This window comes from Actinomycetospora sp., from assembly GCF_036497245.1.
Lineage (GTDB): Bacteria > Actinomycetota > Actinomycetes > Mycobacteriales > Pseudonocardiaceae > Actinomycetospora.
The window spans coordinates 34,642-55,551 of sequence record NZ_DASXJS010000077.1; the positions used below are offsets into that span (position 1 = coordinate 34,642).

Below are 20,910 nucleotides of genomic sequence, written 5' to 3' on the forward strand. Positions count from 1 at the left end.
ACGACATTAACGGTTGTAGTGTGCACCTATCAGGCGACCGGAGCACCTGTGACCTCCGACCGAATCCCCGCTGCGCGAGGTCCCACACCTGAGGGTTAGCTTGACGGGACAACTGTTTCGTTCAGCAACGGGAGCTCTCGTGAAGATCGGTATGGCGGTGCTGCGGCTCGTGGTCGGGCTGCTGTTCGTCGGGCACGGCATGCAGAAGCTGGCCGGTTGGTTCGGCGGCGGCGGGATCGACGGCACCGCGCAGGGCTTCGAGAGCATGGGCCTCAAGCCGGGTCGCGACAACGCGGTGGCGGCGGGCGCCTCGGAGGCGGGCGGCGGCGCGCTGCTGGCCGCGGGCCTCGCGACGCCGCTCGCCGCGACGATGATCTCCGGCGCGATGGCCTCGGCGTTCTACCACGTGCACATGCCCAACGGTCCCTGGGTGACCAAGGGCGGCTGGGAGTACAACGCGGTCCTCACCGCGGTCGTGTTCGCGGTCGCGGCCGTCGGCCCGGGGAAGCTCTCGCTGGACCACGCGCTGGGCATCGAGCGCTCGGGCGCGGGGGTCGCCCTCGGCGCGCTCGGTGTGGGGGCGCTGGGCTCGGCCGCGGTGGCCGCCCGCGCGAAGTCCCTCGCCTGAGCTCGACCGCGCCTCAGGGGCGGGCCATCGCGGTGGTCAGCCGCGGCCCGTCCCACGTCGACCCGACGAGGATCCGGCGCAGCGTGAGCAGCGGCCGCGTCGGGTCGACGGGCTGCTCGCCCAACTGGTACCCGGTCACGTATCCGGCCTGGTCGAGGTGGGCGAAATCGCCGGTGTTCCAGTCGCCGTACGGATAGGCGAAGTGGCGCACCGGGGCGCCGACGATGCCCTCCAGCTCGGCGCGCGGCTCGACCAGCTGAGTGTCCCAGTCCGCGCCCGCGTAGCGGTCGGCCCGGTGGTGGTCGTAGGTGTGGGCGGCGACCGTGTGCCCGGCGTCGTGCAGCCGCCGGACGTCGTCGCGCGTCATCCAGTTCGGCTTGCCGAGGGGCACCGTCATGACGAAGAAGGTGGCCTGCATCGAGCGTTTCGCCAGCTCCGGGACACCGGTGGTGATCTGGCTGCCCTGGGAGTCGTCGAGGCTCAGCAGTACCGGCTTCGGCGGCAGCGGCGCACCCGTGGTCAGGTGGGCGAGGTGCTGGTCGGGGGAGATCGTGGTCCAGCCGCCGGCCTGCAGCGCGTCGAGCTGGGCGCGGAAGGACGCGGGCGGGCAGATCAGGGTGGCGCGGGAGGAGGCCGAGTCGCCGGGGCGCCAGTCCCGCAGCTGGTGCCAGCACAGCACCGGGACGTCCGCCGCGCGGGCGAGCACCTGCGCGGCCGGGGCGGCGAGGTCGACGGCGGGAGCGGGCGGCGAGGCCGGTGGGGGAGCGGGCGCGGGCGGGGCGGGTGAGCCCGACCCGGTACCGCAGCCCGCGGCCGCGAGCGCCGCGGCTCCGGCCGCGCCCAGCAGGACCGTGCGGCGTGGTACCCCCATGGAGTGAATCCTCGGCGATGGGCGGGCCGCTCCCGGCCTGCGACACGAGGCACTCGGGTGAACCCGTGAGAGAGGACCAGGACGTCGTGAATCTCTTCGACCTGACCGGCAAGGTCGCCGTGGTCACCGGTGGCACGCGCGGGATCGGCCTGATGATCGCGCGCGGGCTGCTCGACGCCGGCGCGTCGGTCTACATCAGCTCCCGCAAGGCGGCCGCGGGCGACGACGCCGTCGCCGAGCTGGCGGCCCACGGGACGGTCACCTCGACCCCCGCGGACGTGTCCACCGAGGACGAGTGCTCGCGGCTCGCCGGTGAGGTCTCGGCCCGCGAGCAGCGCGTCCACGTGCTGGTCAACAACGCCGGCGCCACGTGGGGCGCCCCGCTCGAGGAGTTCCCGGCGGCGGCCTGGGACAAGGTGGTCGACCTCAACCTCAAGGCGCCGTTCTTCCTGACCCGCGCGTTCCTCCCGTTGCTCGAGGCGTCCGCGTCCGCCGACGACACGGCCAGCGTGATCAACGTCGGGAGCATCGACGGCCTGCGCGTCACCTCGCTGCCGACGTACTCCTACTCCGCGAGCAAGGCGGGCGTGCACCAGCTGACCCGCGTGCTGGCCGCCGAGCTGGGGCCGCGCAACGTCCGCGTCAACGCCATCGCCCCGGGGCCCTTCGAGTCGAAGATGATGGCCGCGACCCTGGCCGAGCGCGGCGACGAGATCGCGCGGAGCAGCGTGCTGGGACGGATCGGTGGGCCCGACGACATGGCGGGTGCCGCGGTCTTCCTCGCCTCCCGCGCGAGTGCGTACGTCACCGGGGCGGTCCTGCCCGTCGACGGCGGGATCTGGTCGGCGCACTGAGACGGCCGGTCCCGGAGCGTGACGAGGAACCGCGGAGACGGAGTAGGTAGATTCTCCGACTAGGCAGTTGATCATGGAAATCTGCCCGTTCCAGGTGTGCATCTTTCCATGATCAATTGCCTAGTGTCCGTAGTGGTGCACGGGCCCGCGGCTCCCGTCCCACTGCGACCGGAGGTCACCTCATGAGCGCCCGCCACGACGACATCACCGAGCCCGGCCCGCCGCGGCTCGAGGAGGTCTCCGACGGCATCCACGCGTACGTCCAGCCCGACGGCACGTGGTGGATCAACAACACCGGCTTCGTCGTGGGGCCGCAGGGCGTGATCGCCGTCGACTCCTGCTCGACCGAGCGGCGCACCCGCGCCTTCCTCGACGCCATCGCCACGGTCAGCACCGCCCCGGTGCGCACGCTGGTCAACACCCACCACCACGGCGACCACACCTTCGGCAACGTGCTGTTCGCGGGCGCCACCGTCGTCGCGCACGAGAAGGCGCGCGCCGAGGCCATCGCGTTCGGCCCGGCCCGTGAGCTGCCCTACTGGCAGAACCCGGACTGGGGCGACCTGCCCCTCGACCCGCCGTTCCTGACCTTCACCGACCGCGTCGCGGTGCACGCCGGGGACCTGCGCGGCGAGGTGATCCACGTCGGCACCCCCGCGCACACCACCAACGACTCGATCGTCTGGTTCCCCGAGCGCTCGACGCTGTTCTGCGGTGACCTGGTGTTCAACGGGGGCACGCCGTTCCTGCTCATGGGGTCGGTGACCGGGGCGGTGGACGTCCTCGAGAACGTGCTCGCGCCGCTGGCCGCGCGGACGATCGTGCCCGGTCACGGCCCCGTGTTCCACGACCGGGCGCCGCTCGACGCGACGCTGGACTACCTGCGCTTCGTCCTCGACGTCGCGACGCGCGGACGCGAGGCCGGGGTCAGCCCGCTGCAGGCCGCGCGGGACACCGACCTCGGCCGATTCACCGACTGGCCCGACGCCGAGCGCATCGTCGGCAACCTCCACCGCGCCTACGCCGAGCTCGACGGGCTCGAGCGCGGCGGCGCCATCGACGTGTTCGCGGCGCTCGACGACATGGTCACTTTCCACGGGGGTCCGCTGACCTGCTTCGCGTAGGTGCGCTGCGTCGTCCGGATCACGATCGTGGCCAGCCGGTGCCGGACATGGCAGGCTTGGCGTCCGTGACCGCTTCCGGAGTGCGCCTCGTGGCCCGTCGCCACGTCGACTTCGGCCGGCTCCACAGCTCCACCTGTCTGTTCTCCTGACGCCAGCCCGGATGCGCCCGGCGTCGTCGTCCTGACGACGCCCGGGCCGCCGCGAGCCGGCGGGACGTCCTTGCCCCGTCCCCGACCCCGCCGTGACCGCGCGGGGTGGCCCCAGGAGAACCCCACCCGTGACCCGCTCCCGTACCTGGCGTGCGCTCCTCGTCGCCGCGCTCGCCGTCCTCTCCCTGGCCGCGGGCTGCAGCCGCGCCCAGGAGTCCTCCACCGCGCCCGTCGCCGACCAGGGGCCTGCTCCCCAGCTGCGCCTCGGCTACTTCCCGAACATCACCCACGCCGGCGCCCTCATCGGCGTGCAGAACGGGCTGTTCGCGCAGAACCTCGGACAGACGACGCTCTCGACGCAGACCTTCAACGCCGGCCCGGCGGAGACCGCGGCGCTGCTCGGCAACTCCATCGACCTCGGGTTCATCGGTTCCGGCCCGGCGATCAACGCCTATAAGCAGAACCCCGACGGCATCCGCGTGATCTCCGGTGCCACCTCGGGCGGCGCCCAGCTCGTGGTGCGGCCCGGCATCACGAGCCCGCAGCAGCTCCTGGGTAAGAAGATCGCGACGCCGCAGCTCGCGAACACCCAGGACATCTCGCTCAAGAAGTGGCTCAAGCAGAACAACCTGCCGATCGGCACCGGGCCGAACGCGGTCGAGGTCGTCAACATCGACAACGCCCGGGCCCTCGATGCCTACAAGACCGGCCAGCTCGACGGCGGGTGGCTGCCCGAGCCGTATGCCTCGCAGTTCGTGCTGCAGGCCGGCGCGACCCAGCTCATCGACGAGCGGACGCTGTGGCCGAACGGCCAGTTCCCGACCACGGTGGTCATCGCCCGCACCGACTACGTGCAGGCGCACCCGGCCACCGTCGCGGCGTTCCTCAAGGGCCTCGTCGCCTCGGAGGACCTCGCCCGGACGAACCCGGACGCCGCGAAGAGCGCCGCCAACGCCGGGCTCGGCGCCGCGGGCAGCAAGCCGCTACCCCAGAACGTCCTCGACCGGGCGTGGGCCGACGTCAGCCTGAACCCCGACCCGCTGGCGTCGACGTTCCCGCAGCTCGCCCAGGACGCGGTGACCGCCGGGACCGCGAACTCGGCGACGAACGTCAAGGGCCTGATCGACGTCGGCCCGCTCAACCAGGCCCTGACCGCGGCGGGGCGGCCCACCGTGGACGCCGCCGGCCTCGACCAGAAGTAGCACCACCACCTCTCGGAGGGCATCCACATGACCGCCACGCTCGAGCGCACCGGCCCCACGCCCCGGACGGGCCCGCCCGCTGTCGAGGTCAGGGGCGTCTCGAAGGTCTTCGGCCGGGGCGACGACGCCGTCGTCGCGCTCGACGGCGTGGACCTCTCGGTCGCGCCGGGGGAGTTCGTCTGCCTGCTCGGGGCCTCCGGCTGCGGGAAGTCGACGCTGCTCAACGTCGTCGCCGGCCTCGACCGGCCCACGACGGGGACCGTGGACCGGTCGTCGTCGCGTCCCGCGGTGATGTTCCAGGAGTCCGCGCTGCTGCCGTGGCTCACCGCGGGGCGCAACGTCGAACTGCCGTTGCGTCTGGCGGGGGTGGGCCGTGCCGCGCGCCGGGAGCGCGCGGCGGAGCTGCTGCGTCTGGTCCGCCTCGACGGCCAGGCCGAGAAGCGGCCGCACGAGCTCTCCGGGGGCATGCGGCAGCGCGTCGCGCTCGCCCGGGCGCTCGCGGCGGCCACCGGCGTGGGTGGTTCCGGGGCCACCGAGGTGGAGCCCGGGGTCCTGCTCATGGACGAGCCGTTCGGGGCGCTCGACGCGATCACCCGCGACTTCCTGCAGGCCGAGCTCCTGCGCGTCTGGGAGGCGACGGGCACGACGATCCTGTTCGTCACCCACGACGTGCGGGAGTCGGTGCGCCTGGCCGAGCGGGTCGTGCTGCTCTCCTCACGCCCGGGCCGTGTGGTGCGGGAGTGGGGCACGGGCGTCGACACCGACCCGGACCAGCTCCACGTCGACATCACGACCGAGCTCCGCGAGGTGATCTCGGCCCATGGCCGCTGACGACGCGGACGTGCTCACCCGCGACCAGCGGGACCCCGACGGGAGCCTCGACGTCGGGCGGGGACTGGACGCGCTCGACACCCCCACGGAGCACCGCGCGCCGTGGTGGAAGCGGTTCGCCACGGGCGTGGTGCCGCCCGTCGTCGCGGTGGTCCTGTTCATCGTGATCTGGCAGATCCTCTGGGCCTCGGCGATCTGGCCGGAGTTCAAGCTCCCCGCCCCCGGCGCGGTGTTCGGCCAGATCGGGGCGCAGCTCGTCGACGGCCAGGCGCTCTCGATCATCTGGACGTCGATCAGCCGCGCGGTGCTGGGCTTCCTGCTGGCGGTCGTCGTCGGGACCCCGCTGGGGCTGCTCGTCGCGACGGTGCCGCTGGTGCGCTCCGCGATCGGGCCGCTGCTGACCGGGCTGCAGAGCCTGCCGTCGGTGGCCTGGGTGCCCGCCGCGGTGCTGTGGTTCGGGCTGACCGATTCGACGATCTACTTCGTGGTGCTCATGGGCGCGGTGCCCTCGATCGCGAACGGCCTGGTGTCCGGGATCGACCAGGTGCCACCGCTGCTGCCGCGGGTCGGGCACGCCATGGGTGCGTCCCGGTTCCAGTCCGCGCGGCTGATCATGCTCCCGGCGGCGCTGCCCGGCTTCCTCGGCGGGCTCAAGCAGGGATGGGCGTTCTCGTGGCGCTCGCTCATGGCGGCCGAGATCATTGCGACCTCGCCCAGCCTCGGCTTCGGGCTGGGCGCCTACCTCAACCAGGGCCAGTCGCTCTCCGACATGCCCACGGTGATGGCCGCGATCATCCTGATCCTCGTCGTCGGCATCGGGGTGGAGCTGGTGGCCTTCCGTCCGGCGGAGCGGCGGATCCTCCGCGCGCGAGGGCTGACGACGGCCCTGTAGCGGCTCGACGCACGAATGCCCGGCCCCACCGGAGTGGGGCCGGGCGTCGTGGGTGGTCGGGTCAGGTCACTTGCCGGAGCCCTCCTTACTGGTCTGCGAGCCGGCGTCGGAGGAGCCGGTGCTCAAGGTGCTGCTTCCCGTCGAGCCGGAGCCCGAGGTGGCGCCGGTGTCCTTCGCGGAGCCGGTGGTCGAGCCGCTCCGGGTGCCGGCCGCCGAGCCCTTGTCCGTCGTGGTGCCCGTCGCGGAGTCGGCGGAGCCGGTCGGGAGCTTGCAGGCCTTGGTGGCGGTGTCGGCGACGATGGCGCCGCAGGTCTGGCCGCCGGTGGTGCCGGTCTGACCCGGGGCGGGCTGGGACTGGCCGTCGGTGCCGCCGGCGGGCTTCGGGTCCTTGCCCTTGTCCTCGCCGCCGTTCGGGTCGAGGGTCTGGTGGCCGGGGAGGTCGACCGGCGTGCGCTTGGTCGAGCCGTCGGGGTTGACGATGCTGCCGTCGCCCTTGGTGATCGAGCCGTCGGGGTTGACCTTGTCCGGCGCCACCGCGGTGAACTTGGACTTGAAGTTGCCGTCGGTCCCCCAGACGACGACCGCGTTCCCGCTGATCACCGTCGCGGTGCCGTCGTAGTTGAAGATCACCTTCGGCTGGGGGGTGATCGGAGCGCCCGCCGAGTCGACCGCGGTGCCGTCGGCCCGGATGGTGAAGCCCGGGACGGTCGTGGACCCGCCCTCCGGGAGCTGGATGGTCTGCGGCGGGACGGTGATGGTCGCGCGCTGGGTGCCGTCCGGGTTGAAGGTCTTGCCGTTCACGGTGACCGACCCGTCAGGGTTCACGGTGCCCCCGGCCGGGATCGGGGCCTTCGGCGCCCGGACGCTGCCGTCGGCGTTGAGGATGCGCCCGTCGGAGAGCAGCACCGACCCGTCGTAGTTGTAGCGCGCGGTGACCGACGTGGGGTTGGGCCCGGGGTGCGGCTTGGGGTCGGGCTTGCCCGGGACGACGACGGTCGTGGTGTTGTCGACGCTGGTGAACCGGAACTGGGCGATGGCCTGCCCGGTGGGGGTGACGGTGACGGCGCCCGCGGCGGCCGCGCCGCCGGTCAGCGGGTTGCCGTTGAAGCACTTGACGGTCGGCTCGCCGTAGCTGTTGACCAGCACGGCGGTGCCGGAGGCGAGGACGGCCGGCTGCTCGGTGAACGCGCCGTCGGCGAAGGGGTGGTCGGTGACCGAGGTGGCGGCGCGCAGCACGACCGGGGACAGGCTGTCGACGAACGCCGGCACGTCCGATGCGCCGATCTCGAAGACTCCGCCGAACGCGGCGAGCTTGTCCGGGTCGGCCTGCAGCTGGGCCAGGAAGTCGGCGTTGTTGCAGGACGGCGGGGTGGTGGCGGCGAAGAGTCCCGCGGTGTCGCCGGACTGCGGCCCGGAGGCGGACACGGCGGCGACCTGCGGGGCGTCGGTCCCGAACGGGGTGGTGGTGGGGTCGGCGCCGGCGTACGAGGTGGTCTGCACGGCGGCCTCGGTCGACGCGCCCGAGAGGGCGATCCAGGTGCCGGCACCGCCGGCGACGAGGCCGGCGGCGATGAGCCCGGCCACGAGCTTGGCGGCCATCGGGCGCTTGCCGCGGGACGGCCGGGAGGGCGGCGGCGGGATCGGGCCGGGGAACTGCTGGTTCCCGAAGCCCTGAGTCCGGAACGGCGCGGCGTCGGGGCGGGGGGTGCCGTACTGCTGGGCCGGCATGGAGTGGACGGTGCGGGGATCGAAGGCGGTCATGCGGGGCTCCTCGGCGCTGGTCCGGGGCCTCGGTGGTCCCGTCTCGGTGATGGGAGAAGCCTGTCGCGATCGGGCCCGCGCAACGATCGTGTGCGCCCCCGACGAGCGCAGGGAGGACCCCCGGACCGCGGTGGGGTTCTCCCTACCCGCCGGCCACGGGCACGACCCGCGTCTCCCGATCGACCGCCCTCGGCACCAGCAGGGAGAGCACCGCCGCGACCGCGCAGAGCCCGCCCGCGGTCACCCACGCCGAGGTGTAGGAGCCGGTCTCGTCGCGCAGCAGGCCCGCGCCGAGCGCGGCGATGGCCGACCCGATCTGGTGCGAAGCGAAGATCCAGCCGAAGACGACCGGGGCCCGCTCCCCGAAGTGCTCGCGGGCCAGGGACACCGTCGGCGGCACCGTCGCGACCCAGTCCAGGCCGTAGAACACGATGAACGCCCAGATCGGTGGTGTGGCGGACGGTCCGAGCAGGATCGGGAGCACGGCCAGGGACGCGCCGCGGAGCAGGTAGTAGGCGATCAGCAGGCGTCGGGGATCGATGCGGTCGGTGAACCACCCCGACGCGATCGTTCCCGCGACGTCGAACACCCCGACGACGGCGAGCAGCCCGGCCGCCGTCGTCGCCGGCATCCCGTGGTCGTGCGCGGCGGGGACGAAGTGGGTGTTCACGAGGCCGACCGTGGTTGCGCCGCAGATGGCGAACCCGCCGGCGAGCAGCCAGAACGGGCCGGTCCGGGCCGCGTCGCGCAGCACCGTCAGGGCGTGGCGGACCGCGCCGCCCGTCGGGCGGGCGGGGGGTTCGGGGGCGTCGGGGTCGGCGCCGAGCGCGACGGTGCCGACGTCGCTCGGGCGGTCGCGGAGCAGGAACACCACCAGCGGCACGACGAGCAGCGCGCCCGCGGTGACCACGAGCGAGGCGGGCCGCCAGCCGTGGGAGGACGCGAGCGAGGCCATCAGCGGGAGGAAAACCAGCCCGCCCGCCGACTGCGCCGCCGTCAGGACCCCGCTGACCAGGCCGCGGTGGCGCACGAACCAGCGCCCGGTCACCGTCGCCACGAACGCCAGCGCCGTCGCCCCGGTCCCGACCCCGATGCAGACGCCCCACAGCAGGACCAACTGCCACGGCGCGTCGATGAAGACCGTGAGCCCGCTGCCCGCCGCGACGAGCAGCAGCCCGGCCGTGACCACGCGGCGCATCCCGAAGCGCTCCATCAGCGCCGCGGCGAACGGTGAGATCACCCCGTAGAGCACGAGGTTGACCGACACCGCCGCGGAGATCGTGGCGTGGGACCAGCCGAATTCGGAGTGCAGCGGGTCGATGAGCACCCCGGGTGCCGAGCGGAAGCCCGCCGCGCACATGAGGGCGACGAAGGCGGTGGCGGCGACCGCCCAGGGCCAGCTGTTCGCGCGCAGGCCCGACGAGGCGGGAGGCGTGGTCGTGGACACGGGAGTCGAGCCTGGTCGAACCGGCGACGGTGATCCAGTGGCCGAAACGTCGATATGTGCCAGGATCAGGCCATGGTGCATCGCGTGGCGGTCCTGGCGCTCGACGCCGTCGTCGGGTTCGACCTCCCCATGGCCTCGCAGATCCTCGGCGAGGCCCGGCGCAACGGCGAACCGCTCTACGACGTCCGCGTCTGCGGGGTTCAGCGCAGCGTGCGGGTGACCAGCGGGTACCGCCTCGAGCTCGACCACGGACCGGAGGCGCTCGCCGAGGCCGACACCGTGATCGTCCCCGGCACCCACTGCGTTCCGGTGCGCCGCGACGGCGTCCTGCCACCCGAGGTGGCCGAGGCGCTGGCCCTGGTCCCGGCGCGGGCGCGCTGGATGTCGATCTGCAGCGGGGCGTTCGTCCTCGCGGCCGCCGGTCGTCTGGACGGCCGCCGCGCGACGACGCACTGGGCGCGCGCCGCCGACTTCCGCCGGCTCTTCCCCGCCGTCGAGCTCGACGAGGACGTGCTCTTCGTCGACGAGGGCGATCTGCTGACCTCGGCCGGTCTCGCGGCCGGGATCGACCTGTGCCTGCACGTGCTGCGCCGCGATCACGGCAGCGACGTCGCGAACGCCGTCGCGCGCTATTCCGTCGTCGCCCCGTGGCGCGACGGCGGGCAGGCCCAGTTCATCGACGCACCGGTGCCCGACGACCGCGCGGACGGCGGGACAGCGGCGGCCCGCGCCTGGGCGCTGGCGCACCTGGCCGAGCCGATCGCGGTCGCGGACCTGGCCGCGGCGTGCGCGATGAGCGTCCGCACCTTCACCCGACGGTTCCGCGCCGAGACCGGCCGCTCGCCCGCGGCCTGGCTGCTCGCCCAGCGCCTCGCCCACGCCCGGCACCTGCTGGAGACGACGACGCTGCCGGTGGATCGGGTGGCGGCCGGGTCCGGCCTGGGGAGCGCGTCGTCGCTGCGCGCCCACCTCGGGGCGACGCTCGGGATGTCCCCGCTGGCCTACCGGCGGCAGTGGGCCGAGACCGCCTGACGACGCACGAATGCCCGGCCCCACGGTGGTGGGGCCGGGCGTCGTGGTCGGGGGGTCAGGTCACTTGTCGTTGCCCTCCTTGCTGCTGCTCTGCGAGCCGCCGGCCGAGGAGCTGCTGCTCGAGGAGCCGGAGGTCGAGGAGCCGCTGGTGCCCTTGGAGCCGGTGCCCTTGGAACCGGTGCCGGTGCCGGTGCCGGTGGTGTCCTTGGCCGGGGTGGTGCCGGTGGCGGTGTCGGCGGAGCCGGCGGGGACGGTGCAGTTCTTGGTGGTGGCGGTGGTGTCGGCGACGGCGCCGCAGGGGATCGAGGTGTTGGCGGGGGTCTGGCCCGTGATCGGTGCCTGGCCCTCGGGGCCGGTGACGGTGGGGTCGACCTTGGTCTTCACCGGCTCGTTCTTGTTCTTGTTCTTGTCCTCGGCGGGCGCCTTCGCGGAGTCGTCGGCCTTCTGCTGGGCGTCGGTGGCGTTCTTGTCGGCCTGGGCGGCGGTGCCTTCGGCGCTGGTGGCCGCGGCGTCGGCGTACTTGGCCTGGTTCGCCGTGGTCTCCGCGTCTTCCTTGGCCTGGTCCACGACCTTCTGCAGCTCGGCGAGGACCTGGGGGTTCGCACCCTCGTTCTTGGCCCGCTCCAGGTCGGCCTGGGCGGCGGTGAGGTTGGTCGCGGCGATCTGCGCGGCGGTCTTGAGGTTGTTCGCCTTGTCCCGGGCGGCGGTGGCCTCGGCGCGGGCGGTGGTAGCGGTGGCCTTGGCCGCCTCGGCTGCCTTGACCAGCGCGGGGTCGGGGGTCGGGGTGGTGGTGGGGTTCGGGCCGGGGATCGGCTTGGGGTCGGGCTTGCCGGGGGTGACCACCACCCGGGTGTTGTCGATCGAGGTGAACGAGTACTCGGTGATGACCGCGGTGGTGGGGACCACGGTGACCGCCTCGGAGCTGGCAGCGCCGGCGGTGAGCGGGTTGCCGTTGAAGCACTTGATGGTGGGTTCGCCGTAGGAGTTGACCAGGACCGCGGTGCCGGAGGCGAGGATGGTGGGCTGGGCGGTGAACGCGCCGTCGGTGTAGGGGTGGTCGGTCACCGAGGTGTTCGCCCGGAGCACCACCGGGGACAGCGACTCGACGAACGCGGGGACATCGGTGGCGCCGATGCCGAACACCCCGCCGAGGGCGGCGAGCTTGGCCGGGTCGCCCTGGAGCTGGGTGAGGTAGTCGGCGGTGGTGCAGGCGGCCGGGGTGGTGGCGGCGTAGAGCCCGGTGGTGTCCCCGGTCTGCGGGCCGGTCGCGGCGACGGCGGCGACCTGGGGGGCGTCGGTCCCGAAGGGGACGGTGGTGGGGTTGGCCCCGGCGAACGAGGTGGTCTGCACCGCGGCTTCGGCCGAGCCACCGGACAGGGCCATCCAGGTGCCGGCTCCGCCGACGACGAGCCCGGCGGCGACCATGCCGGCGACGATCTTCGCGGCGAGCGGGCGCTTGGCCCGGGATGGGTGTGAGGGCGGCGGCGGGACCGAGCCGGGGAACTGCTGGCCCGCGAAGCCCTGGGTGCGGAACTGGTCGGTGCGGAACTGGCCGCTGCCGTACTGCGCGGCGTCGTTGCGGGGGGTCCCGAACTGCTGGCCGGGCATGGTGTGGACGGTGCGGGGATCGAAGGCGGTCATCGAAGGCTCCTGGTGTGTCTGAGAAGCCCTGGCGGCTCCGTTCCGGTGTGAGGACAAGCCTGTCGCGATCAGCGCCCCGCCACGATCGTGTCCACCCCCGACCAGCCCGGGGACAACCCGACGATCTTGCCGAGGGTTTGCCCTACCCCGGGCCTCCGGAGGAGACACGGAGCAGGGACGGCCCGCCCTCACGGACGCGCCCGAGGGCGGTCATTCCGGAGCTCCCTCCAGGACGGGGGCAGGGACGGCCGCCGGCGCGGCTGCGGGAACGGGTGCGGCTGCGGACCCCGTGAGGCGGCCCAGCAGCCCGCGGGCCCGGGCGACGTCCTGCGCCGGGACCGCGCCCAGCCCGACCGCGAGCGCCGCGTAGACCAGCAGGGCCACGGCGATGATGACCAGGTCGAGCCCGGGTCCCGCCGCCGAGGCGAGGGCCAGCAGGCCGGTGAGCACGCCGGCCGCGGCGGACCAGGCCAGCGCCCGGCGGACCGGGAGCGCGCCGACGGGGTGGTGGCGCAGGTACACGGAGGCGAGGACCCCGACGCCGACCCAGGCCCCGACCGCGAAGCCGGCCGCGGCTCCCATCGCTCCGTGGCCGGGAACGAGGAGGGCCATCGTCGCGACCTCGGCGACCGCGGCGGCGGGGATCCGGACCGCGGCCGCACCGGCGAGGTGACGGGCGAAGAGGGCCTTGAGCAGCATGTCCCCGACGATCAGCCCGACGGCACCGAGCGCGATCACCCGGGTCGGGCCCGCGGCGTCGGCGTAGTCGGCGGGGAACAGCCGCCCGATGAACGAGTCCGGGGTGACCGCGAGGACGAGCAGCATCGGCACCAGGCCGAGAGGAACCCACCGCAGCCCGGTGACGACCCAGCCGTGCGCCTCCGCGGCGCCGCGGGCCCGGGCGATGAAGGGGAACACCACGTCGGAGAGGGTGCTGCCGACCAGGAACGGTGCCTTGGCCAGGATGGCCGCCGCCTGGTAGCTGCCGATCGCGGCGACGGTGACGCCGTGGCCCTGGCCGAGGACGCCGAGAAGCAGCACGTCGAGGGTGCCGATCAGTCCGAAGCCGGTGGTCGCCACGGCCATCGGCGCGGCGGCCGCGAACTCCCGCCACCCGGCGACCGTGCCGCGCAGGCCGGGCAGGCGGTCGCGGTACATCCACCACGCCGTCCCCGCCGCGGCGGCCGCGCCGATCAGCAGCGCCCACGCGACCCCGACGATGCCGGCGCCGACCAGCGCGACCACGCCGAGACCGACCGCCACCTTGACGACGACCTCCGCGATGCGGGCGGCGCTCACGGCGGTGAAGCGCCGCGTGCCCTGGAGGCCGCCGATGAGGACCTGGCCGAGCGCGAGCAGCACGATGGTGGCCGCGACGAGCAGGGTGAGACCCGTCCCGGCGCCGGGCAGGATCGCGCCGGTCGCGAGCTGGACGCCGGCGAAGCCCGCCGCGAGCACGGCTCCGAGCCCCACGTTGCCGATCAGGGCCGCCCGGAACGACGCGGCCGCGGACTCCGGGTCCTCCTCGCGGGCGACCCTGCGAGCCAGGGCCCACGGGAACCCCGCGGCGAGGACCGAGGTGGCCAGCAGCAGCACTGTCAGCAGCACGCTGACCGCGCCGAAGTCGGCGGCGGGCAGCAGCCACGCGAGCGCGAGCCCGAATCCGTAGTTCAGCGGTGCGGCCAGGGCGATCGCGGCCATCAGGACCGCGGTGCCGGTGGCGGCGGACTGGTGTTCTCGGAGGTCTCGCATCGTGGGTGGCCTTCCTCGCTGGTGGGCGAGTTCAGCGTCCCGTCGGGCGGGGGTCGGGCGGGATGGGGACGACCCTGGAGACGACGGGGGCAGTCCCTACTCCGCGCTCACGACACCCGGCTCACGACACCCGGCTCACGACCCGGGCCCCGCGATCACCCGGCCGTAGGCCGCCACGTCGATGCCCGACCCGGGCTCGAAGAGCTGGTCCTCGAACGCGAGGTACCAGGCCTCGAGGCGGCAGTCGCGCGCGTAGCGGCCGGCCTGGACCATCTGGTCGGCCACGCTGTCCGACTGCGCGGTCCCTCCGGTGTTGTCGAAGTCGGGGGGTCCCGGGTTCTCGGCGACGACCCCGAGACCCGCCTCGTGGGCCAGCGTGACCGTCCAGCGCTGGCTGGCCCCGCGGTCCAGACCCGCGGCGGTGAGTGACGCGGTGGTGTCGTCCGGACGGCAGGTGTCCTGCGGGGGATCCGCGGCCCGCGCCCGGACGGCGCTGTCGTCGTCCAGGCTCGTGAAGTCGATCAACAGCCGTGACGGCGGGGACTGTCCCCGCAGCTTCGCGTCGAGATCGGCGAACACCCCGAACTGCGCGGGGTAGTCGCCGCCCTTCCCGAGCGCGCCGTCCGGGTCGGCCCGGCCGTCGAGCAGACCGTCGACCGCCTCCTGCCGGTCGGCGGGCAGCACCCCGCGGCCGGCCACCGGGACGTGGAAGTCCCCGGTGAAGCCGACCCCGCGCATCGCGTCCGCCAGCCACACGATCGAGTCGGCCAGCGACCCGGCGTACCAGTCGTACCAGCGACCCACCGCGTCGGCGCCGACCGGCGCGTCCTGCCACGTCGGCGAGCCCGGGAGCCAGCCGGGCATCGGTGACGGCTCGACCCCGACCGCCCGGCCGGGTCCGCCCTGAGCGGCCGGGCCGAAGGCCCAGAACGTCGTCCCGCTCGACCCGGGTTCCGGACTGGGGTAGCCGAGCTCCCCGGCGAGCCGGACGGTGGCCACGCGCTCGAAGCCGCCCCGGCCGGCCACGTCGCGCAGGTAGGCGACGGCGGCGTCCCGCGCCTCGGCGCTGAACACCAGGTCGGCCTCACCCTGGGAGGAGGTGCGGCCTTCCTGGTCGAGGTAGGTCGCGCCCGGCAGGCGGAGGACCCACGACGGCGGGTTCTGCAGCCCGAGCCCCAGCACCACCCGCATCCCGCCCTGGGCGCACGCCCGGACCCGGTCCCGGATGGACGCGAGGTAGTCCTCGTCGACGACCCCCGGGGCCGGTTCGGCCTGGGCCCACTGCATCTCGGTCATGGCCGTGGTGACGCCGGCCTGTCGCAGCGCCGCGACCCGATCGGGAGCGCAGGACGATCCGAGGACCCCGAACGCCGGCCGGTCCGGCCGGGCGGGTCCGCCGATCGACCCGAAGGCCGTCAGCAGGACCACCACCGCCACCACCGCCACCGCGCTGGACCCGGCGACCCACCATCGAGCGCGCACGACTCATCCGCTCTCGGAGACCGGAGGGACGTCCTGGCCTGCGGCGATCGCCGCGTCGAGGGCGGGCCGGTCGACCTGCCAGACGGTGGTGTCGCCGTTGGAGGGCCCGTGGGCGGTGTAGATCGGGCGGGCGTGCTGCTGCAACCAGGTCAGCATCTGGGGGGCGGCGTCGCCGTACCCCTGCTCGAGCGGTCGTGCCGACGTCAGGACGTACTGAGCGTTGTTGTCGCGCAGCTGGGTCAGGCTGGGCCAGTCGCCCCAGCCCTCGCGGGGCAGGAAGGCGAGCTGGGCGACCGGTCCGGTGAGCCCGACCCGGGCGTCCGGCGGCAGGTTCGTCTCCATCCAGGCCCGCGCCTGCGGGAACGTGTCGTCGACGGTGACGCGCGCCGACATCCCGAGCACGAGGGTGGCCACGACGAACACCGACGCGAGCACCACGAGCGGACGTCGCAGCTTCGGACGCCGGTCGCGCAGCTCGGCGAGCGACGTCGCGCAGACCACGACGGCGACGACGACGGTGTAGTAGCCGAACTGCTCCTCGAGGGCTCCCGCCGCCGCGGCGTACACCCCGAACACGCCGGTGGACACCCCGATCAGGCCCATCAGCCGCCGGGCGGTCGCCTTCGCGAACACGGTGCCCAGGCCGGCGAAGAGGCAGAGGCCCAGCAGGATGTAGCTGGTCCCGAAGCGGGAGAGCTCGGCGATCAGGCGGTCGACGAGGCTCACGTTGGCCGCGTGGAAGCCCGTCATCTGGTCGAGCCCGATCATCCGGCGGACGCCGCCGAGCTTCTGGTCCGCCCACTCCCCGAAGTCGCCGCTCACAGCGATCGCGGACACGAGGACCGCGTACGGCAGCAGCGAGCCGAGCACGATCCGCCCGACCTGCGCCGACCCGAGCGTCTTCCGCCAGACGACCGCGAGGGCCAGCGGGACGAGGATCTGGATGGCGGTCATGTCCTTGGTCGCCAGGGCGAACCCGAAGACCACGCCCACCCCGACCTCGCGCCAGCGCCGGACCCACGGGGTCGCCGGGTTGGTCAGGACGCCGAGGAGCAGCAGCCAGGCGGCGAGGGTCCACATCGTGGCCGGCGTCTCGAGCATCAGGCGGCTGTCGTTGCGCAGGATGAACGGGTCGAACGCCAGGACCGCCGCGCCGCCGAGGGCGATCGGGAGCGGCACCACCTTGCGCAGGAGCCGGAACCCGAGCACGACGGTGACCGCGCCGATGATCGCGGTGAGCCAGCGCAGGGCGTAGACGAGATCCATCACCGGCAGCGACCCGAGACCGAAGATCTTGATGAACGCCGCGTCCAGGAGGAACGAGCCGATCGGGTGGAGGTAGAAGTGGAGGCCGTCGAAGGTCGGGGTCTGCCCCGACGCGACGGAGTTCCCGATCCGGGCGTAGATCAGTTCGTCGATGTACAGGTCGTTCGCCCGCGCGAGGCCGATCGCCCGGGCCGCGAAAGCCACCAGACCGATGACGACCGTCAGCGGCCACGTGCGCCCGATGGTCAGCCACCCCGTGCGGCCCCGCTGGGACGGCCTGATGATCGAAGTGAGCGCGGGGCCCTGCGGTCCGGCCGCACCGGACGGCGGAGCCGGGCGCACCTCGGCGCCGGGAGGACGACCCCACGCCGGCCCCGGCGGGCCGGGCGGTCCCGGTGGCCGGGGCGGGCCGGGCGGGCGCGGCGGTCCACCCGGGACGGGGCGCTGACCCGGGATGCGGGCGGGGTGGGGACCGGACGGACGGGGTTGCCCCGGGACGGGGCCGGTGGGCCGCGGGCCCTGCGCCCGGCCACCCGGGACGCCGTGGTTCTCGGGCACGTCCCCACCTCCCCACCCGGACCCGAGACCCGGCCGCAGGAACTCCGTGTGAGGGTCGGCGGCGACAGATTCCGAATGATTCACTCTATCGACGGCCACGCGAACACGAACAGTCTCCGGCGCGGGGGATTTGACGGATTCGCCGGTCCTCGTCCCGGTCATCGCTGCAGGTCCGCACGGCGGCCGGGGCCGGTGGACGGGTTGCCGACGGCGACCCGCGGGGCGCGGGCCGCGCGCCGGTGGAACAGCAGCACGCGGCAGGTCTCGGCCATCTCGGCGGCCGAGGAGACCGCGCCGGCGCGCACGCGGCGACGGGCCAGACGCTCGGTCTGCAGATCGATGATCGTGGCGTTCATCCGTGACTCCTCGGCCGGGCGACCCCGCTGGGGCCGGTGCTCTGTTGCTCGGGATCGAGCCTGCGCGTCGGCGGCAGGCGATCCGAGGGGGTGAGCCCGCGGGCCGGAGGGGCCGACCCTCCGATCCGGGTGGGGTCCTCCCCCGGTCGGCCGGGCGTGACGGGGCTCGACGCCCTCGAGCTCGGCCAGCTCGGCGGCGGCCATCTCGATCGCGCCGGCCGGCGTCAGACCCGCGGGGGCCAGGGCCGCCGCCGAGGGCATCGGGAGCCTCGGGTACGCGGAGGGAGCCGGGTAGCCGAGGCCCGACGGGGCCGGCGGCAGCAGGGCGGGCAGCGCGACCTCCTCGCCGCGCAGTGCCGCGGCGAACGCGCGGACGAGCGCGCCGGGCCCACGCTGCGCGCTGGCGGTCATGGCGTCTCCTCCGGCCTGGTGCGGCCCCTGGCGGACCGACCGGACGAGCGTCGCAACGTGCGGCCGCCGATCCGATGGTGCGAGCCCTCGACCGGGGTGGGGAGTTCCCTCGATCCACGCCCCGCGACGGTCCGGCGACGCAGCGCGATGTCCCTGGTCAGCGGCTTCCCGGCCCACTAGCGTCCGCGCCCATGCGACCGCGCGACCTCCGCGCCCCCGACCCCGAGCTCCGCGCGCGATGGGACGCCCTCGCCGTGGCGTCCGGGGCGCCCCCGTTCATGCGCCCCGGCTGGCTCGGCGCGTGGGCGGACGCTTTCGGTCGCGCGGACGACCTCCGGCTGCTGACCGTCGAGCGCGGCGGCGAGCTGGTGGGCGTGCTCCCACTGCTGCCGGGTCCCCTGGGGCTGCGTGCCCCCACCAACCACGAGACCGCGCGCTTCGTCCCGGTGCTCGCCGACGACGAGGCCGCCGCCGAACTGGCCGACCGTCTCCTCGCGGCGGGCACCACCGTCGACCTCGCCGCGCTGGCCGCCGACTCCCCCGCGACCGCCGCCCTCCGCGCGGCCGCGCGGCGGGCCGGGGCGCCGTCGTTGGAGCGGCCGGTCTGCGAGTCGCCCTACATCGACACCACCGGCGACCAGGCGTCGTTCCTGCGCCGTCTCTCGAAGAACCGCAGGCACGGGATGCGCCGGCTACGCCACCGGATGGACGATGCGGGAGAGGTCGTCCTCGACGTCCGGGACGGCACTGACGACCCAGGAAGCGCAGGGGATCTGGACGAGCTGCTCGACGAGGGACTCCGCCTCGAGGCGCGGCCGTGGAAGCTCGCGGCCGGCTCGGCGATCCGGTCCTCCCCGGCGAGCGTGCGCTTCTACACCGAGGGCGCCCGCTGGGCCGCCGCCGAGGGCATCCTCCGGCTCGTGCACCTGCGCATCGACGGGCGCTCGGTGGCGTTCGGCTACTGCCTGCGCCAGGGCGGCGCGCTGTACTTCCTGAAGCTCGGCATGGACGACGACCTCACGAAGCTCGGGCCCGGGATCGTGCTCACGCACCACCTCGTCGATCACTGCTGCGAGGATCCCGAGCTGAGCGAGCTCGACCTGCTCGGCGACGCCGAGTCGTACAAGGCCGACCTCGCCAGCGGCACCCGCGAGCAGGTCCGCCTCCAGGTCTTCGGCCACCGGCTGACCGGCTCCGCCCACCGCGCCGCCCTCGCGAGCGCCGCGCGGCTGCGCGCGGAGGCCGTCGCCCGCATGTCCGACGACACCCGGGCCCGGCTGTCCGCCTTCCGCAACCGCTGGCGCCCGGGCGGTGCGGGCCGATCGGGCGGTCCGGGAGCTTCGGGCGCCGCCGCGAGCAGGTCGCTCACCAGCGCGGAGTAGCGCGCTTCGACGATCCGCCGGTCGAAGGCGCGGCTGCGGGCCCGGGCGACCCGCCCCAGCTCCGCGCGAAGGGCCCGGTCGCCGGTCAGCGCGACGATCCCGGCCCGCAGCGCCTCGACGTCGAACGCCGGCACCGTGAGGCCCGCGCCGGGCCCGATCCATCCCAACCGGTCGAGGTCGAAGGTGATCACCGGGCGGCCGTGGGCCATGGCCTCCAGTGCGGTCAGACAGAACGTCTCGTAGCGCGAGGGCACCACCATCACCGAGCAGGACCGCAGCAGCTCCTCCTTCGCGTCACCCTCGACCCGCCCGAGCAGCCGCACCCGCGGCCCGAGATCCGCGACCAGCTCACGCAGCCGCGCCTCCTCGGCCGCGGTACCGGAGCCGGCGACGTCGAGCCGGATCGTCGGGTCGTCCCGGACGGCCGCGAGGAGCAGGTCGAGCCCCTTCTGGCGCACGTCGATGCGCCCCAGGAAGAGCACCGGCCCGTCGGAGACGTCCTCGCCGGCGTCGCCGTCCTCCGGCAGGTCGATCCCGTTGGGGATCACGGTGACCCGGGCCCGCGGGCTGAACGACCCGACGAGGCGGGCGTCGACGTCGTTGAGCACCACGAAGTGCCGGTACAGCGCGAGCCCGCGCCGCTCGACCGCCTCGAACGGCAGCCCGTAGCGGCGCTGCATGTCCGCCCCGCACAGCATCTGCACGAGGCCGACGACGGGGCACCGCGCCACCAGCGGCAGCAGGCTCGCCGACACCGGCGGGGTGAGGCTCTCGATCCACACGTCCGGGCGCACGACGAGGGCGAGCAGCGGCACGAGCAGCGTGAACAGGATCTGCCCGCCCCGCGGCCCGGCCCACCCGACGGGCAGGTGGACGTACCGCACGCCGTCGCGCATCCCGGAGATCGAGCCCGGGTAGGACCCGCAGTAGACGGTGACGTCGTGCTCGTCGGCGAGCCGGCTCGCCACCCGCGCGGCGACCGCGGCCCCGCCCCCGCCGTAGTGCGGGTTGCCGAGGTCGTCGTAGATCGAGAGGACGACGCGGCTCACGACGACCGGCGCAGTCGCGAGACGGCGCCGAACGCCGCGCGGGCGGTCTGCTCGGCCCGCGAGAGCGGCAGCCGCTCGAACCGCAGCGCCGCGTACTCGACGGGCACGGCGCCGAAGTAGCGCTTGAAGTGCTCCGGCCCCGACCCGGCGTCGGACTCCCCCATGTGGAACCAGCGGATGCCGTGCTCGCAGGCGTCCTGGATGGCCAGGGAGTGCAGCAGG

At 74.2% G+C, this 20,910-nt stretch carries 17 protein-coding genes and 1 pseudogene; 8 read left to right on the top strand and 10 right to left on the bottom strand.

Annotated elements, in window-relative coordinates:
* Positions 1–139: 139 nt before the first annotated feature.
* On the top strand, positions 140–628 hold the full coding sequence (locus VGI02_RS08565; protein ID WP_331626884.1) for a DoxX family protein: 489 nt from the start codon (positions 140–142) through the stop codon (positions 626–628).
* A gap of 13 nt (positions 629–641) precedes the next feature.
* Here the strand turns inward: VGI02_RS08565 and VGI02_RS08570 are convergent, their stop codons facing one another.
* Complete coding sequence (locus tag VGI02_RS08570; RefSeq protein WP_331626885.1) at positions 642–1,499, bottom strand: polysaccharide deacetylase family protein; 858 nt, start codon at positions 1,497–1,499, stop codon at positions 642–644.
* 86 nt (positions 1,500–1,585) lie between these two features.
* Between VGI02_RS08570 and VGI02_RS08575 the strand changes: the two genes are divergently transcribed.
* The 5 genes from VGI02_RS08575 (at position 1,586) to VGI02_RS08595 (ending at position 6,551) form a co-directional block, all read left to right on the top strand.
* On the top strand, positions 1,586–2,353 hold the full coding sequence (locus tag VGI02_RS08575) for an SDR family oxidoreductase (protein WP_331626887.1): 768 nt from the start codon (positions 1,586–1,588) through the stop codon (positions 2,351–2,353).
* A gap of 182 nt (positions 2,354–2,535) precedes the next feature.
* The gene (locus tag VGI02_RS08580; RefSeq protein ID WP_331626888.1) at positions 2,536–3,477 is read left to right on the top strand and encodes an MBL fold metallo-hydrolase; all 942 of its coding nucleotides are present in this window, start codon (positions 2,536–2,538) and stop codon (positions 3,475–3,477) included.
* Positions 3,478–3,754: 277 nt separating this feature from the next.
* Complete coding sequence (locus VGI02_RS08585; RefSeq protein ID WP_331626889.1) at positions 3,755–4,828, top strand: ABC transporter substrate-binding protein; 1,074 nt, start codon at positions 3,755–3,757, stop codon at positions 4,826–4,828.
* A 27-nt stretch (positions 4,829–4,855) separates the two neighbouring features.
* Positions 4,856–5,659, top strand: a complete 804-nt coding sequence (locus VGI02_RS08590) for an ABC transporter ATP-binding protein (protein WP_331626890.1) — start codon at positions 4,856–4,858, stop codon at positions 5,657–5,659.
* Complete coding sequence (locus tag VGI02_RS08595; protein ID WP_331626891.1) at positions 5,649–6,551, top strand: ABC transporter permease; 903 nt, start codon at positions 5,649–5,651, stop codon at positions 6,549–6,551. Before VGI02_RS08590 ends, VGI02_RS08595 begins: the two co-directional genes overlap by 11 nt.
* 66 nt (positions 6,552–6,617) lie before the next feature.
* Here VGI02_RS08595 and VGI02_RS08600 read toward each other — a convergent pair whose 3' ends face one another.
* On the bottom strand, positions 6,618–8,312 hold the full coding sequence (locus VGI02_RS08600; RefSeq protein WP_331626892.1) for a DUF6777 domain-containing protein: 1,695 nt from the start codon (positions 8,310–8,312) through the stop codon (positions 6,618–6,620).
* Between the two features lie 142 nt (positions 8,313–8,454).
* On the bottom strand, positions 8,455–9,759 hold the full coding sequence (locus VGI02_RS08605) for an MFS transporter (protein ID WP_414638222.1): 1,305 nt from the start codon (positions 9,757–9,759) through the stop codon (positions 8,455–8,457).
* Between the two features lie 72 nt (positions 9,760–9,831).
* Here VGI02_RS08605 and VGI02_RS08610 point away from each other — a divergent pair, with 72 nt between their 5' ends.
* The gene (locus VGI02_RS08610) at positions 9,832–10,791 is read left to right on the top strand and encodes a GlxA family transcriptional regulator (RefSeq protein WP_331626894.1); all 960 of its coding nucleotides are present in this window, start codon (positions 9,832–9,834) and stop codon (positions 10,789–10,791) included.
* 60 nt (positions 10,792–10,851) lie between these two features.
* Here VGI02_RS08610 and VGI02_RS08615 read toward each other — a convergent pair whose 3' ends face one another.
* From VGI02_RS08615 to VGI02_RS08635, 5 genes are all read right to left on the bottom strand, one after another.
* Positions 10,852–12,432 carry a DUF6777 domain-containing protein gene (locus VGI02_RS08615; RefSeq protein WP_331626895.1) on the bottom strand — a complete coding sequence of 527 codons (1,581 nt, stop codon included), beginning with the start codon at positions 12,430–12,432 and terminating at the stop codon, positions 10,852–10,854.
* Positions 12,433–12,642: 210 nt separating this feature from the next.
* Positions 12,643–14,184 carry an oligosaccharide flippase family protein gene (locus VGI02_RS08620; protein ID WP_331626896.1) on the bottom strand — a complete coding sequence of 514 codons (1,542 nt, stop codon included), beginning with the start codon at positions 14,182–14,184 and terminating at the stop codon, positions 12,643–12,645.
* 135 nt (positions 14,185–14,319) lie between these two features.
* Positions 14,320–15,666, bottom strand: coding sequence for a beta-galactosidase (locus VGI02_RS08625; RefSeq protein WP_331626898.1), 1,347 nt, complete (start codon positions 15,664–15,666; stop codon positions 14,320–14,322).
* Positions 15,667–15,669: 3 nt separating this feature from the next.
* Positions 15,670–17,136 (bottom strand): ArnT family glycosyltransferase, encoded by a 1,467-nt coding sequence (locus VGI02_RS08630; protein ID WP_331626899.1) that lies wholly within the window; start codon positions 17,134–17,136, stop codon positions 15,670–15,672.
* 512 nt (positions 17,137–17,648) lie between these two features.
* A complete protein-coding gene (locus VGI02_RS08635; protein ID WP_331626900.1) occupies positions 17,649–18,257 on the bottom strand; it encodes a hypothetical protein in 609 nt (202 codons plus the stop codon).
* 191 nt (positions 18,258–18,448) lie between these two features.
* Here VGI02_RS08635 and VGI02_RS08640 point away from each other — a divergent pair, with 191 nt between their 5' ends.
* Complete coding sequence (locus VGI02_RS08640; protein ID WP_331626902.1) at positions 18,449–19,639, top strand: GNAT family N-acetyltransferase; 1,191 nt, start codon at positions 18,449–18,451, stop codon at positions 19,637–19,639.
* A 50-nt stretch (positions 19,640–19,689) separates the two neighbouring features.
* Here the strand turns inward: VGI02_RS08640 and VGI02_RS08645 are convergent.
* Positions 19,690–20,688 (bottom strand): annotated as a pseudogene (locus tag VGI02_RS08645) (glycosyltransferase family 4 protein); the annotation flags it as partial.
* A partial coding sequence (locus VGI02_RS08650) for a hypothetical protein (RefSeq protein WP_331626903.1) occupies positions 20,685–20,910 on the bottom strand: 226 nt, incomplete at its 5' end. The gene VGI02_RS08650 and the pseudogene VGI02_RS08645, both read right to left, overlap by 4 nt.